At 34.0% G+C, this 18,159-nt stretch carries 11 protein-coding genes; 1 reads left to right on the top strand and 10 read right to left on the bottom strand.

What is annotated here, in order from left to right:
• Positions 1-83 precede the first annotated feature (83 nt).
• A complete protein-coding gene (locus NG806_RS17440; protein ID WP_214830812.1) occupies positions 84-488 on the top strand; it encodes a type II 3-dehydroquinate dehydratase in 405 nt (134 codons plus the stop codon).
• A gap of 76 nt (positions 489-564) precedes the next feature.
• On the opposite strand, the gene pckA is transcribed toward NG806_RS17440, so the two are convergent.
• The 10 genes from pckA to infB all read right to left on the bottom strand — a co-directional run bounded on the left by pckA (position 565) and on the right by infB (position 18,093).
• A complete protein-coding gene (gene pckA, locus NG806_RS17435) occupies positions 565-2,181 on the bottom strand; it encodes a phosphoenolpyruvate carboxykinase (ATP) (RefSeq protein WP_214830810.1) in 1,617 nt (538 codons plus the stop codon).
• 127 nt (positions 2,182-2,308) lie between these two features.
• On the bottom strand, positions 2,309-3,214 hold the full coding sequence (locus NG806_RS17430) for a GYDIA family GHMP kinase (RefSeq protein ID WP_261510917.1): 906 nt from the start codon (positions 3,212-3,214) through the stop codon (positions 2,309-2,311).
• A 10-nt stretch (positions 3,215-3,224) separates the two neighbouring features.
• Positions 3,225-4,100: an ACP S-malonyltransferase gene (fabD, locus tag NG806_RS17425; RefSeq protein WP_214830800.1), complete on the bottom strand. Its 876-nt coding sequence runs from the start codon at positions 4,098-4,100 to the stop codon at positions 3,225-3,227.
• Positions 4,101-4,168: 68 nt separating this feature from the next.
• Positions 4,169-6,118, bottom strand: a complete 1,950-nt coding sequence (locus tag NG806_RS17420; protein ID WP_261510916.1) for a LysM peptidoglycan-binding domain-containing protein — start codon at positions 6,116-6,118, stop codon at positions 4,169-4,171.
• A gap of 38 nt (positions 6,119-6,156) precedes the next feature.
• Positions 6,157-7,743, bottom strand: coding sequence for a bacillithiol biosynthesis cysteine-adding enzyme BshC (bshC, locus tag NG806_RS17415; protein ID WP_261510915.1), 1,587 nt, complete (start codon positions 7,741-7,743; stop codon positions 6,157-6,159).
• A 15-nt stretch (positions 7,744-7,758) separates the two neighbouring features.
• Positions 7,759-9,696 (bottom strand): putative porin, encoded by a 1,938-nt coding sequence (locus NG806_RS17410; RefSeq protein WP_214830787.1) that lies wholly within the window; start codon positions 9,694-9,696, stop codon positions 7,759-7,761.
• Between the two features lie 42 nt (positions 9,697-9,738).
• On the bottom strand, positions 9,739-10,419 hold the full coding sequence (locus tag NG806_RS17405; protein ID WP_261510914.1) for a hypothetical protein: 681 nt from the start codon (positions 10,417-10,419) through the stop codon (positions 9,739-9,741).
• A gap of 81 nt (positions 10,420-10,500) precedes the next feature.
• Positions 10,501-11,913 (bottom strand): RagB/SusD family nutrient uptake outer membrane protein, encoded by a 1,413-nt coding sequence (locus tag NG806_RS17400; protein WP_261510913.1) that lies wholly within the window; start codon positions 11,911-11,913, stop codon positions 10,501-10,503.
• Between the two features lie 11 nt (positions 11,914-11,924).
• Entirely contained in the window at positions 11,925-14,807 is a 2,883-nt protein-coding gene (locus tag NG806_RS17395) for a SusC/RagA family TonB-linked outer membrane protein (protein ID WP_261510912.1), read from the bottom strand.
• Between the two features lie 304 nt (positions 14,808-15,111).
• Positions 15,112-18,093 carry a translation initiation factor IF-2 gene (gene infB / locus NG806_RS17390; protein WP_261510911.1) on the bottom strand — a complete coding sequence of 994 codons (2,982 nt, stop codon included), beginning with the start codon at positions 18,091-18,093 and terminating at the stop codon, positions 15,112-15,114.
• Between the last annotated feature and the right edge of the window lie 66 nt (positions 18,094-18,159).

Here is an 18,159-nt window from a genome sequence, read left to right as displayed (position 1 = left end):
CATTAAAAATAATGTAATCCACCTAATTGAAATAAAAGACAGAAATATAAATGCTAATCAAAAAAACTTTTTAATTTTATAGTATGAAAATTTTAATTGTAAACGGTCCAAATCTTAATTTGCTAGGAACGAGAGAACCGGAAATTTACGGAACAATTTCAATGGCGGAATATTTAGATAAATTACGATCGGAATTTCCTACCCAAGAGCTGAATTATTATCAATCTAACATTGAAGGTGAACTGATCAACAGACTTCAGGAAGATAATTTTGATGCTTTAGTAATAAATCCGGGAGCTTTTACCCACTATTCTTATGCTATAGCTGATTGTTTAAAAAACATTCAAAAGCCTAAAATTGAAGTCCATATCAGCAACATTTATAAAAGAGAAGAGTTTCGTCAGAAGTCTGTGACTGCTGCATATACTGATGCAGTATTATCAGGCTTTGGCTTACAAGGTTACAGATTAGCGCTGTTGAGCTTTTAATTTTTGGTCACAAAAGAAAAAAATAAAAAAGCCTCATCAATGATGAGGCTTTAATTTTATATTAAGATGGTTTGTCTTAAATTGTTTGTTCCTGTAATTGCGGACCTGAAGCAATAAGCTTTTTCCCCTCTTCAGTATTACAATACTGTTCGAAGTTTTTAATGTATCTTGAAGCTAGATCTTTTGCTTTTTCTTCCCATTCAGTTGCATCATTATATGTATTTCTAGGATCTAGAATACCTTCCGTAACATTTGGTAAAGAAGTAGGAATCTCTAAATTCATAATTGGAATTCTCGTCTTAGGAGCATTTTCGATAGACCCATCAATGATCGCATCAATAATGGCTCTTGTATCTTTTAAAGAAATTCTTTTACCAGTACCATTCCAACCTGTATTTACCAAATAAGCTTTTGCACCGTGTTCTTTCATTTTACCAATCAGTGTTTTAGAATACATTGTTGGGTGTAATGTTAAGAATGCCTCACCAAATGCAGGTGAGAACGATGGTTCTGGAGAAGTAATTCCTCTTTCAGTTCCAGCTAATTTAGAAGTGTATCCACACAGGAAGTGATACTGAGCTTGGTTTTCATCCAATATAGAAACCGGAGGTAATACTCCGAACGCATCAGCAGAAAGATAAACTATCTTTTTTGCATGTCCGGCCTTAGAAGGCAAAACAATCTTGTTGATATGATAAATCGGGTAAGAAACTCTTGTATTTTCCGTGATTGAACCATCTGTATAATCAGAAACCCCATTATGAACAACAACATTTTCTAAAAGTGCATCTCTCTTAATCGCTCTGAAAATATCCGGTTCTTTTTCTTCTGATAAATCAATTACTTTAGCATAGCAACCACCTTCGTAATTGAATACTCCATTATTATCCCAACCGTGTTCGTCATCACCAATCAGATATCTTTTAGGATCTGCAGATAAAGTCGTTTTTCCTGTTCCGGAAAGACCAAAGAATAAGGCAACATCTCCTTCTTCACCTACATTTGCAGAACAGTGCATTGATGCCATACCTTTCAAAGGAAGATAATAATTCATCATAGCAAACATTCCTTTTTTCATTTCTCCTCCATACCATGTTCCACCAATGATCTGAAGTTTTTCAGTAAGGTTGAACATTACAAAGTTCTCAGAATTTAATCCCTGAGCCTCCCAGTTTGGATTAGTTGTTTTAGACCCATTCACTACAGTGAAATCCGGCTCTCCAAAGTTTTCCAGCTCAAAATGAGATGGACGGATGAACATATTAGTAACGAAATGCGCCTGCCATGCAACTTCTACAATGAATCTTACTTTAAGTCTTGTATCAGCATTTGTTCCACAAAAAGCATCTACAACATAAATTTTCTTAGAAGAAGAAAGTTGGTTTAGCACTAATTCTTTACAAGACTGAAAGATTTCTGCTGTTGTAGGTAAATTCACTTTACCATCCCAGAAAATTGTGTCTCTTGTAACATCATCCTGAACAATATATCTGTCTTTAGGAGAACGGCCTGTAAAAATTCCCGTTTTTACTGATACTGCACCAGATTCCGTAAGTTCAGCTCTTTCAAAACCCTGATTTTCGGGAGAAACTTCTGCTTGAAATAATTCCTCATAAGAAGGATTATATATTACTTCATAGTCTCCTTTAATCCCTAATTTTTGTAAATCCTGGATGATTTTAGCGTGTTTCATTTTACTTATATTTTCTATTTCTTTTTTTAGTCCAACAAAATTAAATATTAATTTATTGTTAAAGGTGGTTAAATATAATGATATAAGTCAGAATGACAAAGAAAAATGAAGAGTTGTAAATTGTTGTTTATGAGTTAATTATATTATCCCAATCAAAAATAGTATTAAAACCTTTTCCCCGAAAATAGTCCTTAAAGCCCCTGAATTTGGCACTCATCACAAAATCACCTCCCCATGCGCCCAAACTTTTTACAAAAAAGGGACAGTCTTCAAAAAGCCGATCCTTAACTGTTGGCATGTTCAGAAAGTGAGAAATTTTTTGTTCGTGAATCTCCATTAATCGTGAAAAATTATCCAATTTATTGCACAATAAAATTTCTTTTGTAAGATTTGAGAACTCTTCGATTAATTCATCAGATTTTACTTTAGATTTATAAAGATTAATAGCCTCTCTACTGTCTTGTTTCTGATTTAAATGAATAAAGATCAATTCATCTTTGAAAACAGGATTGAAGGTTACCTTTTTATAGTGTATTTCGGGTTTGTTTTGGTAAAGAACTGCAGATTTCTCTTTTGCAACAGCGATATCATAACCACTTCCGCCTAAGCTCATGGTATTTAACTGAAAAGCATTTATTCCTGCCCACTCGGAAAGATTATTCATTAAGGTAGAACTGCTTCCCAATCCAAAATCGGAAGGAAACTGAAGATTTGTTTTTAAATAATAGGAATCTGTTCCAGCAAGTTTGCTATTTGAAAGTTGTTGTACATTCTTTAAAGTTTTTACAATAAACTCTGCACTTATAGGAATATTGGTATCCAGGATCTGCCACTCTTTATAATCAATGACGGCTTCTAACCAAAGTTTATTCTGATGATAGGCTTTCCAGAAAATTAATGACTTCTGATCATTTTTTTCATCAAAAAAAAACTCTTGTCCTAGTTTGGTTGGTACCGCTAGGACAAGAGCTCCATCTATTGCGAAATATTCTGAAGTCAGCATCAGCTTTCCTGGTGAAAATATCTCGCCCATATTATTTTGTTTAGATTGCAGAAGCAACGTCTACAGAACCATCAATCTTTTTGATCAATCCTTGAAGCGTCTTTCCTGGTCCAACTTCTACGAAGTTAGAAGCACCATCTTTAATCATATTCTGAACAGATTGCGTCCACTTTACAGGACCTGTTAGTTGTGCAATCAAGTTTTGTTTAATTTCGTCAGGGTTAGTAACCGCTGTTGTTGTAATATTCTGATAAACCGGAATAGTTGCTTTTCTAAATTTGGTAAGCTCAATTGCAGCAGCTAATTTCTCTTGTGCCGGCTGCATCAATGGAGAATGGAAAGCACCATTTACAGGTAATAATAACGCTCTTTTAGCACCTGCCTCTTTTAATTTTATACAAGCCTCTTCTACAGCTGCTGTTTCTCCGGAAATCACTAATTGTCCAGGACAGTTATAATTTGCCGGAACAACAATTCCGTTAATCTGAGCACAGATATCTTCAACTTTAGCATCTTCTAATCCCAAAATTGCAGCCATAGAACTTGGATTTGCATCACAAGCTTCCTGCATTGCTTTTGCTCTTTCAGAAACTAACTTAAGTCCATCATCGAAAGATAAAACCCCATTAGCAACAAGTGCTGAAAATTCACCTAAAGAATGACCTGCTACCATTTCAGCACCAAGACCGTTTACTGCTTTTAGAGCAGCTACTGAATGTATAAAAATAGAAGGTTGTGTAACCTCAGTTTTTTTAAGATCCTCATCCGCCCCATTAAACATAAGGGAGAGAATATCAAAACCTAAAATTTCATTGGCAGATTCCATCAAGTCCTTTATGTCTTTTCGAGAATCATATAATTCTTTTCCCATCCCAACGAATTGAGAACCCTGCCCAGGAAATACAAGTGCTTTCATCTATTAATTTAAAATATTATGCAAATATAAATATAATATTAAGAATTTCCTTAATGCAATCCTCTTCTCTAAGGAACCAATCGAATCACACGATAGCCTGTATTTACATAAGCACCATTAGCTTTGGACTTTACAAACTCAAACTTAGTCGCAAGCTGGGTCTGAATTTTATTCATTTGTTTAAAGATTTCTCCTTTTTTGTTCTCTCTTGTTAACATATCATTTACAACATCGAACCCAATGATTGCATATCTTGAAGGAGTCTTACAATATTTACTTTTATAGGCTGCAAGGATTTCCTTTTCAAAACTTCCATCTGTATTGATCTTTCTATCCATTAGATAAACCAGATTAACCTGACTAAGCTCGTCTACTTTTTTCTCAAAACTTGGGACATAATACATACTGAAAGCTTTTACTCCCTGCACTTCTTTTGACAATGCAATTATTTTATTTGAAAAAGCTTCCCCGGTACCATCATTATCACTGGCTAAAATTGCAATTACCGGTGCTGATTGTCCGGTCATCATATTTTGATCCGCTTTGATTTCTGCAGGAGAACCTACAATCATCACATTTGGATTTTTAACCGCCTTTTCAAGACCTGCTTTAATATAATTAGCGTTGTCTTTTTTACCATCAGCAACTATATATATCTTTTGATCGGAATATACTGCCTTCACTTCATCTACGATCTTATCAGCATAGGTCTGATCATTCGTTTCAATAATAACCAAATTACTATAATTATACAGCTCAGGAGAGTTAGCAAATGGAGCTACAATAGGAATTTTTTGGGTTTTGGTAAAATCCAGTACGTCAATAACATTGGATTTAAAGAATGGGCCGATGATCAAATCTGTATTATTAGGATTGATTTGAGTTAATGAGTTTCTAAATGAAGCTTCATTTCCGGAATCCACAATTTTTATATCAAGTTTTTGTCCGGTTCTGGCATTTCTTTCAATAGCTAATTTCGCCCCTGTAAGGAAATCAATTGCCATGGTTCTGTATTGAGTCTCGTTTGTGCTATATCCGAAAGGAAGCATTAAAACAACACTTAATGCATCTCCACTTTTCTTTATGTAAGCAGGGTCAAGTTTTTTTATTTTTAAAACCATCCCTGTTTTTAATCCATGTGATAAATCTGGGTTTAAAGCAATTAATTCATCAATGGATATCCCATATTTGTTAACAATAGAGAAAACAGTATCACCTTGTTGAACGGTATATGTTACATATTCATCTGCCAAAACTGTATTTGTATTGGATGAATTCGTTGATGATTTTTCGTTTCCTGAATCAATTTTAGCTTTGGTATTCACTGGCTCCGAAACAACAGCAGTAGTATTTGATTTCTTGACCTTAATAACCTCACCAGGTTTTAATCCTTTTTCTTCCAATCCAGGATTTAAAGTATACAGTTCTTGTTGGCTGATTCCAAACTGTTTTGTAATTCTATAGTAATTATCTTTTGACTGAATCGTATAACTTTCTTCGTCTGATGCGTTATTTGTAGCGATTACATCAACAGGTTTTTCAGTTGGCTTAGAAGCTACTACCGGCTGTTGGTCACCACCATATTTCTTAATACTATCAAAAGGCAGAGTAATTTCATCGCCAATTTTCATATGTGAATCCAATTCCGGATTCAATTTTCTTAAATCAGTTTCAGAAATACGGTATTGCTTTGTAATCCCATAAATAGTTTGTTTTGGCTGCAAAATGATTTTTCCAGTCTGAGAAGTCGGTTTAGCCTTTTCTACAACGGCAGCTTTAGCAATAGTACTTGCAGGACTTTTTACAGAACTTTTATCGGACTTAACCGTAAGCACATCACCAATAGCCAGTTTGCCTTCTTTAAATTTTGGATTTAGTTTCAGCAGTTCATCTACAGTTATGCCATATTTTCTAGCAATATTATAAGGATTATCTCCTTTAACTACGGTATGTGATTGTTGAGCAGAAACACCCAAAACCATACATAAACTGGATAGAATAAAAAACCTTTTTATCATAGTAGATACTTATAATTTACAAAAATACTCCTTTAAAATTAAATGGCAACAATTATTAATTTTGATTCTTGAACCACCATTTCTTCTAAACAAGTTTCAAGCCATGAATATCCATAATCCGCAAAAAATACACTAAAATTATAAACTCTTTCCTGCCAGGTTTTAGAAGGATGTACATCTAAAAATAAATTTTCCAGCCTTTCAAGTAATTCACTTTGTTTTATTTTTTCGGCATGTAGAAGACGTTTTTTCATCCTTTTAAAAGATTTAAGCTGTCTTACCTCTTCTGCCTTAACCATATTTCCAAAAGACCTCTCAGTCGTTTCAGCAATAGCTCTTAAATCGGAAAAACTATTAATCAAAAGACTTTCCTTTTCTTCTAATACTTTAACAACAGCACTGTCATCCAAGATCTTTCCATTGGTTATAGTAGCGAAATTCTGGAAAAAATCATCAATTTTCAGATTTAATTTATCTATTTTCTTTAGGGTTTTATCTTGAAGAAAAAGCATTGAATTTCTCGGAATAAGAATGGGAAATGGAATGTTAATCGTATCAAAATAATCCTTTAATTCCAACCAATACATGATTTCAGCATTACCTCCTATATATGCTAAATTAGGCAATACCTTTTCCTGATATACTGGTCTCATCAATGCATTTGGGCTAAATCTCTCAGGAGAATCTTCTAACTCATTTAAAATCTCTTCCCTGCTAAATTGAAGACCTTTATCAATAATAATGTATTTGTTTCCATCAAAGTCGATCCTATCTCTAGTTTCTGAAAAGTAAAAGAGATTGATTTCCCGAGGATTCACCTGAACCTTTCCATACTTCCCAGTCAGAAAGTTCACTTTTTCTTTTGATACATTATACAAACTGGAATTAAGAATCTCATCTTTGAAAATATCTTTTATCTGATTTTTCAATTCCTTAGAATCTCCATCAATGATCAGTAATCCAAAGTCAGAGAAAAGTCTGTTGACCAAAATTTTAATGGCGTCAGTAAGTGTATTTCCAACCTTATATGCTTCTTTAAGCATTAAAATAAGTTCCGTCCCAAAAACAGAATCTTTGAATTCCTTTTCAAATTCAGAAATGAAAAATGTATCACTTACTTCGATTCTTCCAACGGGTCCACCTGACTTTTCATTAATCTCGTAGTAGTTATTTTCCGTTTTAAAATGATTGATCTCAGCAAAATCATGATCTTCTGAAGCCATCCAATAAACGGGAACAAAATTAAAATCCGGAAAATGAACTTTTAAGTAAGAACAGGTTTTAATAGTCTGTAAAATTTTATAGACAAAAAAAACAGGCCCTGAAAATAAGTTTAATTGATGTCCTGTTGTAATTGTAAATGTATCCGGAAGTTTTAAATTTTCCAGGTTTTCCTTTTGCCTAGTCGAAAGCTTAAGATTTGAAAGTTGTTGTTCAAGCACATTAAAGAGTACATCCCTCTGTTCTGATGTAAAAGATTCTTGTTTCAGATGAATCTGTTTTGTAAAATGTTCTAAAGAAAATGTACTTTCCTCAAAGCCCTCAATTTTCTGATCTAAAAAATCTTTTATTAATTGAGGTATGTTTTCTATATCATTAAATGATATTTTATTAATTGTTTTCAACTGTAATTTAGCTTTTTAGTTGAACAAATACCAAACAATTCCAAGGTTCAATCTGAAGTCATAAACCGGATAATGTGGAAATGCATAGGCTTTATTAGATGATATGAGAGTGCCAATTTGCTGTCCTTCAACAAAGAAGAACATTTTTTTCACTTTCATATTAATGTAAATATCGGCAATGGGCTGCCCTCCAATTGAAAATGAATCAGCTCTTGGTAAAATGTATTCATTAAGTATTGGAAAATATTCTCTTGAAGCAAACTTCGAGAAATAATAAACTTTCAAACCAGCTTGTATTTCAGCAGCATTTTTAAATGCTTTTGCCTGATAGAAAAAATTAACTCTTCCTATAAACCCAGGCATCGGATATAATTCTTTATTTGTCAATGCATTCTGAAATTGCACTCTTGTATTTAAATGATACTTACCAAAACTGAATGTTGCATCTCCTCCGATCTGAGAGATATTCAATGAGCTTTGACTTTGCTTTGGCATTGACGCTGCATCAAGATAGGTGTAGTTATCAATTCTAAAATAGTTAACGAACAATTCTGTTTTAAACCATTTAAGATTGATATTTCCTCCAATCTCAGTGATTGACTGATTTTTCACATCCTGCAGAACATAATTGAATTTATTATATACTGAAGTGTTTAAAAGATAATTGAATGTAGGATAGGTGCTCTGGAAATTTACTTTAGCATTTACAAAGTAATCTTTAATAGGTTCAAATTTTATATTATTTGTTGTTTTTAGATAAGTCCCGAATTGACTGCCATTTGAAAATTCTACAAATGAATTTAATTGGATTTTATCTAAAAGTTTCACCTGAAGATTTCCTACAGCTCCAATTCTGCTTTCTTTAATTTCGTTAGGAATTTGTGAAAGCGGCAAGGTAGTCTGCGTTGCACCAAATTTCAGCATTTGATAACGTACTCCAGCATCTAGCTTAAATTTTTCATTATCCCAAACCAAACTCACCGTATTGCTTAGATTATTTGAATATTTCTTGGTAGAAAGAGGAAAGCCGCTGACAATTTCTGATGGAGCATCGTACCAATATCCTTCTAGAGCCCCTTCTGTGTAATAGTATTTATTTCCCTGATTAAAAATAGTATGTCTTATCCTAAAAGGAAATTTTTCAGAATTAAAAGGTGTAAACTGATGACTTAAGTAATATCTCCTATAGCCAAACTGCGAACTTGAAGAAGCCAGATTTACTTCAGCATTGAGCCTGTTTCGAAAATCACTATTTCCACTTTGAAAAAGATCGTCCGCAACAATCCCTCCATTCTCCTGGTTATTCACATTTTGATGTAGGTAATGAGCAAACAATTCATAGTTCCCACTTTTACTAATGTAATGTCCCGAGAACAAAGTGTTATTATTGGCTGCTAACGAATTTCTATAAAGACCTTGCGACCGAAGTCCCATATATTCCAAGGCAAAATTAAAACGCTTCCCAATATTTTGAGTATATGTAGATTTCAAAATAGCCCCATTCTTTATTGAATTATGATATATAAAAGTGGCCGTTGGCGTTTTTACATCATAATATTTAACATCACTAATTCCTATAATCCCATATGATTTATTGGAAGGTAATAATGATAAATTTTGTTCTGCATTTACCTCATAAGAAAGAGGATTAAATCCAGATCCTACATTGGGAAACTGAACCCTTCCAAAGTTATCTTTGTTATTATATTGTGAAAAGATATAGGTTTTATCATAGGTCATTACTGTATCAAATATTTTCTTTTCAGAAAATTGGGTCTGATACAGATAATCATTGATAGTAGGTTTAAATATTTTTAAAGAATCCTTCTTTCCTGAATCAATAACCAGAGTATCTGCCAGTTTTTTTTCAAGCCTATTAGAATCTGTTTTATTAACTACCTGTGCATTAGAGAGACCACTAAAGAAGATAATTATAAAAAATAGGTATTTCATTCGCTAATTTTGAAATACAAAAGTACATGTTTTTTTAATAAATTAATGCTGATTTATAAACTCAACTAACTTTATAAGATCCGCTTCTTTGCCAAAATTGATTTTGTTCGACTTTATAAAATTTTCAAGTTCCTTTTTATCTATAGAGAAAGCTTCTGCAGCATCTGATATATTCTTAGGAAATTTATTGAACTGATTATTGTTTTTTAAAATAAGATACAGGTCTTTATCCTTTGCATAATAATCATTAGCATCCTTAGTATATGCATTCGTGCTTTTCTCTCCCTTTAGCAATTCTATGTTTTCTTTTTTATAAAGTGAATATTTTAAATTATCGACTAATAATACTAAGTATCCAGCTTTTGTTTTACCATTGTAGGTATAAGTAAGAGATTTATAAGTTTTATTGAGTGTCGGAAATTGTATTTTAAGATTATTTAGTTTATTTGCATAATATATTTCTTCACCTTCTTTAAATTCCATTTCATCTTCATACGCATTATAACGAAGATCCTGAACATTCTTACTAAAATCTTTTATAATTACTTTCTCAAATTTTTCACCATTGATATATGGACTTCCTTCTATGACATATTCTTTAGTTGTTGGTCGATTTGCTCTCATAAAAAAAGTTCCTGGAGAATAAGATATGTTTTCATTACCGACCTGAGCATTCATCAATGATATTGTGAAGCTACATGCAATTAAAAGTATTTTTTTCATAGTACCATTTTACAACAAAAATAACAAAATAAAAGCCACTTCATTAAGAAGCGGCTTAAATTAATGCTATAATTAGTATAATTAATTAGAGTTATCGTATCCTGGATTTGGTCTAACCAACGTTCCAGTAAGATCCGTTTCCTGTCTTGGGATAGGGAATGCATTAAGATCTTGGTTAGTACTAGCTCCAGCTGGTCTTGGAACTGCAATACCCCATCTTCTTAAATCCCATTGTCTAAGACCTTCACCAAGTAGCTCTTTCATTCTCTCTTTTCTTAGCATATCCATATCAACAGAAGTAACTGCGGTTAATCCTCTATTAGTAATAATTTTATTGTAATGAATAAGTGCTTGTGCAGAGCTACCTCCGTTTAGTTCGGCTTCAACTCCATTTAACAAAATTTCTTCATAACGAAGCATTTTGATGTTATCAGCACCAACTCCTTGTGTATATTTACCAACACCAGAGGCATTAGAATTGTACGAGAGAAATCTTTGTCCTCCTACTAGTGTAATAAATGCTTTTCGCACATCATTAGTAGCGTACTCATCTTGTGTAGCTGCATTTACTACAAGATTTCCATAACCATTAGGGTTAAGTCTTTGTCTGTAAGAACTTGTAGACAATGATGAATTAATACCAACAGCCAATTCAAAAATAGAGTTAGGAGCGGCTCCGTTCATTGTGAATCTAAAAGTTTCTTGCAATAGTGCTGCAGGCGCAACGGAATAAGCTCCACTATTAACAATATCATTTGTAAGAGATCTTACTTTTGCATAATCTCCTTTATAAAGATAAAATCTAGACATCAATCCTTTTACAGAATTAATTGTAAGTTCAGTTTTAACTGTATTGCCAGCAGAACCATTAGCGGTCATCAATTCTAATGCTTTAGTAAAATCAGCATCGATTTGTGCTTCGGTTTGTGCTATGGTAGCTCTTGGCATACGAGCTTTTGGATCATATTTTAATGGCAGTACTACTCCTAAAGACTCACCTCCAGCAATATATTTTTGTCCATACAATCTAAAAGCATCAAAAAATGCAATAGCTCTAAGTGCATAAGCCTGCCCTTGAGCATATCTTGAGTTCTTTCTATCATTATCGGTTCCCTGAATAGTTGCCATATCAGTGTTAATAACAATATTCGCTTTAGCTACTAGTTCATAGATTTTATTATATGTATCTACTGCATATGCATCATTAGAAAGCATTGTGTAGTTCATTACATTCTGATAATATCCACCCGCTAAATTACTGATCATTTCATCGGATCTTACTTCTCCATAAGCCAGGAAGTCAGCACCATAATAAGTATTTGAGCGCATAGCCGTATATCCTCCTCTAACAAACGCCTGAACTTCATTATCAGTCTTTAAAGGGGCTTGTTCTACCTCTTGGAAAAACTCTCTATCTACAAAGTCATCGGAACATGCTACATTAGTCATTGCAACACCGATTGACAATAATCCTATTTTTATTATTTTATTCATTTTTTCTTTTTTTAGAAGCTAATATTAACACCAAATAAATAAGACTTTAACACAGGTAAACTTAAGTTAGTACTTCCTGAAATATTGGTCTCTGGATCAAATTTCAATCTATCATCAAAATTATGAGTCCATGCATTATTAGCCATTACATAAAGTTGTACTGAGTTAAGCCCTGTTCCATTAAGGAAGTCACCTTTAAATGTGTAGCCAAATCTTGCATTACTTAATCTGATGTAATCTGCATCATACAAATATCTTGTAGAAGCTCCATTAGAACGCTTGTTACCACCATATAAAGGTTTTGGATTTGATGCATTTGTATTTTGAGGAGTCCAGTAATCTCCCATAACATCCCCATATCCTGGATAATTTAGAGAATACTGCCCGTCACTATAGGTATAATTTGCCCAGTTATCGTAAATCTTACCTCCAAATCCATATGTAAATTGAAGATCTAAAGCAAATCCTTTATATGAAATGCTCGTATTTGCTCCTCCAAATATTGTACTTAGGAATGATCCCTGAACAGCTTGTTGTGCTTTATTGTAATCGTTAGTTGTTTCACCGTCAACCCCATTGATATACCATAGAGGATCACCATTAGATGGGTCTACTCCCGCCCATTTTCTTAGGAAGAAAGTACGAACACCTTCTCCAACTCTAAGCGTTGTAGTACCTGTATTTACAGTCCCTCCATATAACTCTGTAACTTCATTTTTAAGAGTAGAAAGATTCGCACCAACAGACCAATTTACTTGATTTCTGTCTCCTTTAAAGATATCTGCATTTACTGCGAATTCAAAACCTTTATTTACAAGCGTTCCTACGTTGTCCAACATTACACCATATCTCAATGTTCCATTATCATTAAGAATTGCACCTTGTGATGGAGATAATGGTAGGTTATAAATCAGGTCATTTGTTTTCTTGTTATAGTATTCAGCAGTAACTGTAATTCTATTTTTTAAGAATCCTAAATCGATACCAACGTTAAATGGATTAACGGTTTCCCAAGATAAGTTTGGATTATAGATATTATAATATCTTGCTGCAGCACTGTCATTATAATTATCATCATATAAATACAAAGCATATGGGTTAGCAGTCACCTGGTTTCCTAATTTACCATAAGATGCTCTGAATTTAGCCATAGAAATAGCATTCATATCTTTAATAAAGCTTAATCTTGCCAAATCAACCCCTGCACCTACAGACCAGAAGTTACCTGCTTTACTACCTGGAGTAAATTGAGATAGAACGTCTCTACGGTATGATGCATCTAACAATAATAATTTGTCATAATCGTAGTGTCCCGTTGCCGCATAACCATATCTTGATGTAATATTTTGAGTTCCAGAATAACCATAAGGAACTACAAAATTGCTTATGGTCTGAAGCGTTGGAGTACCTACTGTAATAGCAGTATTCATCAAGAATTTTCTGTCCGTCTTATAGGCTTCCTGAATCAATGATGCTCCTACATTATGCTTTCCAAATTTCTGAGAATAATCTAAAATATTCTGTACGTTAAAGTTAAAATATCTGTTTACAGAACTTCTTTTATATCCACCGTAACCATAACCATCTCCATGAAGAGGATTCCAATAGGTATCTTCTTCAACATTGATATATTCAGGAGAGAATACAAATCTATAAGTTAAATTCTTTAGAATCTTGTATTCAACATTTAGGTTAGCAAAAGCTCTGAATGTCCCAGCCTGGATATAATTATTTTCAAGTAAATAACCTACGTTGAACTGATTATTACTTAATCTGCTGTTAGCAGGATTACCCAAATACCAAGATCCATCTGGATTTCTTGCAGGATCTGTTGGCCTGTTAAAGTACTGAGCCAACATTGGGTTAGCAAAACCACCGCCATCACTTAAAGTTCTGGTTTTACTGTGTGAGATTTGAAAATCAGTACTGATTTTCAATTTATCAGTTGCCTGATAACTCAATTTTGTAGTATATGATAATCTTTTAAAGAAAGAATTCAAAATAATACTGTTTTGATCAAACATGCTGGCAGCGGCATAATAGGTGAACTTATCATTTCCTCCTGACATACTGAAATCAGTATTTTGTTGATAACCATCCTTTCTTACAATATCTAACCAATTAGTATCGTATGGGGAGTTCATAATACCCATTGCCTGTGCATTTGCAGAAGCTGATATCTTACCGGTTAAAGCACCACTCCCTATCTGATCAATTGAATAATTGCTGTTTAGTGAATTATTGAACATATCCTTTAAATAGGTCTTATATTCTCCAGCAGTATAGTTTCTGGCCATATCAACAGCTTGTTGGTTAAAACCACTGTTAAATGATAAATTAAATCTCGGCTTTCCTTTTTTACCAGATTTGGTAGTAATTACAATTACACCAGCCCCAGCATCAGCTCCATAAACTGCAGTAGAAACTGCATCTTTTAAAACGGTAATACTTTCTACATCATCAGGACTTAAGTTAGCTAGAATATTTGTAAGAGAAGACGTTCCATTGGCAGTACCTAAGCTTCCATTAGCAATTCTAACACCATCAAGAATATAAATAGGTGATGTTACCCCATTAATAGAAGATACCCCTCTAACTCTAACATTTGCAAATCCACCTGGCTGGCCAGAGGCACTACCCGTTTGAACCCCGGTTACTCTACCTTGCAACATTTTATCAACAGAAGCAACTGGCAAATCTTCAATTGCTTTAGCTGTCATAGTACTTGTAGCTCCTGTAATTTCCTGCACAGTCTTTTTTTGCCCAAACCCTACCATAACAACTTCCTCGATCTGAGTTTCCTTCACAGTGTCGTTGGTTTTCTTTTGAGCAATCACAGCTTGGCCTGTAAAAAACAAAACACCAGCTGTTAATACACGTAATTTCACATTCATATTAACAAATTTTAATATATTAAGGGAGCAAATATGTTAATAAATATTAACACTTACAAGTTTTTGAGGTCGTGGTAAATATCCCGTTTACTTTCAATTACGATTAATAATTTGTCAAAACCACTTGAATTTAACAAAAAATAACATTTGTCTTTTTTATAAAACAAATATTTTACTTTTCAAAATATTTTTAACAAATTTTTATCATCTTAAAAAATATTATTTAGAATAATTATAAATTATATTTTTGAAAACAAAAAAGACCACTTTGAGTAAAGTGGTCTCTTTTTCTATAAATAGTGAATTATTTCAACTTTTTCTTAACGGCAACTTCTTCATAAACTTCAAGAATATCACCAATTTCAATATCATTGTAACCTTTTAAGTTCAATCCACATTCGTATCCTTTCGTTACTTCTCTTACATCATCTTTAAAACGTTTTAAGCTTTCCAGTTCACCGTCGAATTTAACGATACCATCTCTTAAAACTCTTACTTTTCCACTTCTTGTAACTTTTCCTGAAAGAACCATACATCCTGCAATTGTTCCAACCTTCGAAATCTTAAATACTTCTCTGATCTCAACATTACCAATTACCTGTTCTTTAATTTCTGGAGAAAGCATACCTTCCATTGCTTCTTTAACCTCATCAATAGCAGCATAGATCACAGAGTATGTTCTGATCTCAATCTCTTCTTTATCTGCTAATTCTTTAGCATTACCACCAGCTCTAACATTAAATCCAATAATGATAGCATCTGATGCAGTAGCAAGGTTCACATCAGATTCAGTGATCTGACCAACCCCTTTATGCAAGATATTTACACTGATTTCTTCAGTAGAAAGTCTTTGTAACTGATCTGAAAGTGCTTCAACAGAACCATCCACGTCACCTTTTAAGATGATGTTCAATTCTTTGAATTCACCCAGTGCAATTCTTCTTCCAAGTTCTTCAAGCGTAGTGTGCTTCTTAGTTCTTATTGAAAGTTCTCTTTGAAGCTGCTCTCTCTTATTAGCGATCGTTTTAGCTTCTCCTTCATCTTCATATACTTTAAACTTATCACCTGCAGTAGGAGCTCCATCTAAACCTAAAATAGTAACAGGAATTGATGGACCTGCTTCCGTAAGATTTCTACCCCTTTCGTCAAGCATTGCTTTTACCTTACCATGGTTTTTACCTGCCAGTACATAGTCACCAACTTTTAAAGTTCCTGTTTGTACAAGCATGGTAGCAACATACCCTCTTCCTTTATCTAGTGAAGCTTCAATAACAACACCTTGAGCATTTCTATCTGGATTAGCTTTTAGATCAAGCATTTCTGCCTGAAGTAATACCTTCTCTAATAGAACATCCATGTTATTACCAAACTTTGCTGAAATTTCCTGTGCCTGAACATTACCACCCCATTCTTCAACTAAAATATTCATACCAGAAAGTTGCTGACGAATATTATCAGGATTTGCAGATGGTCTGTCAACTTTATTCAATGCAATAATCATTGGCACACCTGCAGCCTGTGCGTGAGAAATAGCTTCTCTGGTTTGAGGCATTACATCATCATCTGCTGCAATTACAATAATTGCAATATCCGTGATCTGAGCACCTCTGGCTCTCATTGCAGTAAATGCTTCGTGACCCGGTGTATCTAAGAATGTTATTCTTTGTCCATTTTCCAGTTTCACGTTATAGGCTCCAATATGCTGTGTAATACCTCCTGACTCACCAGCAATAACATTTGTTTTTCTGATGTAGTCAAGTAGGGACGTTTTACCGTGGTCAACGTGTCCCATTACCGTTACAATTGGTGCTCTTGGAGAAAGATCCTCCTCTGTATCCATATCCTCTTCAGACTCTACCTCTTCCAGGTCTGCATCTGAGAATTCAATTTTATAACCAAATTCATCTGCAACTAATAACAACGTATCAGCTTCAAGTCTTTGGTTCATTGTTACCATAACTCCTAATGAGAAACAAGCAGAAATAACTTCCGTTGGTGAAACATTCATTAAACTAGCTAATTCACCTACTGTAATAAACTCAGTAACTTTTAATGTTCTGTCTTGAGCATCAATTTCCTGCTGACGTTCATCTTGTTCTCTACGGTAAGTTCTCTTATCTTTTCTATGCTTAGCAGACTTAGATTTACCTCCTTTATTTGTTAATTTCTCAAGGGTTTCTTTAATCTGGTTCTTAACTTGTTCATCAGTTAATTCAACAGGCATAGTTCTCTGCCCAGGTCTGTTGTTATTGTTTCCACCCGGACCTTTTTTGAACCCTCCTCCTTGACCTGGAGGACGACTTCCCTGATTGTTATTATTATAAGGACGGTTTCCACCTGGCCCACTTTGACCCGGGGGACGGTTTCCACCTGGCCCACCTTGTCCTTGAGGACGGTTACCACCAGGCCCACCTTGACCTTGGGGACGATTCTGACCGCCTCCCTGGTTATTGTTATTACCACCACCTTGTTGGTTGTTTCCTGTATTCTGTTGATTAGGACCACCAGGTTTTTCTATTCTTTTTCTTTTCTTTTTCGCCCCTGAATTTGGCTTTGGAGCAAATTGAGTTAAGTCAATTTTCTCACCAACAATTTTAGGACCGTCTAATTTTTGATAAACTGTTTCAATTTTCTGAGGCTCTTGAGGCTGCTCATCATTTTTTTTAGGCTCTTCTTTCACCTCAGCAATTGGTTTATTTTCAGTTTCAACAACTGGTTTCGGAGTTTCTTTCACAACTTCAATTGGTTTTTCTTCAGCTTTTTTCTCCTCCACTTTTGGTTTATCTTTTTTAACAGGTCTGTTTCTGGTTTCTATTTGAGATAAATCAATTTTATCCAGAACTTTAAATTCCTGTTTTTCGGGAGCTGCTTTAACTTCAGCTTCCGGTTCTGGCACTACCTCTTCCTTCTTCTCTTCAACAGGAGCCACAGGAATAACAGGAGCATCAGAAGTTTCTTCAACTTCAGGTTTTTTAGAATCCAAATCTATTTTACCTAAAATCTTAGTTTCTGGTTTATTAGCTTTAGCTCTTATTACTTCAGGGGTTTTCTTTTCTTCAATTTCCAGTTTTTCTTCTGGAACCTTAATGATCACCACCTCATGGGAAGCTTTACGTTGTTCGCCATCCTTGGCAAACTCAGCCTCCAATGCAGAATATGCCGCTTCTTCTAATTGAGCGTTAGGATTGTTTTCAACCTCGAAATCCTTTGACTGTAAAAACTCTACTAATCTGGACATCGAAATGTTGAATTCCTTAACCGCTTTATTTAATCTTATTTTTGGCATTTATATTATTTACTATTTTTTTAATTCTTAAAATTAAAGTATTTCTTTTTTACTTTTTGTTAAAAT

This window comes from Chryseobacterium paludis, assembly GCF_025403485.1.
In the GTDB taxonomy this organism is placed as follows: domain Bacteria; phylum Bacteroidota; class Bacteroidia; order Flavobacteriales; family Weeksellaceae; genus Chryseobacterium; species Chryseobacterium paludis.
Note: the sequence above shows the minus strand (reverse complement) of the source record. Positions and strands in the feature narration are given on the sequence as shown.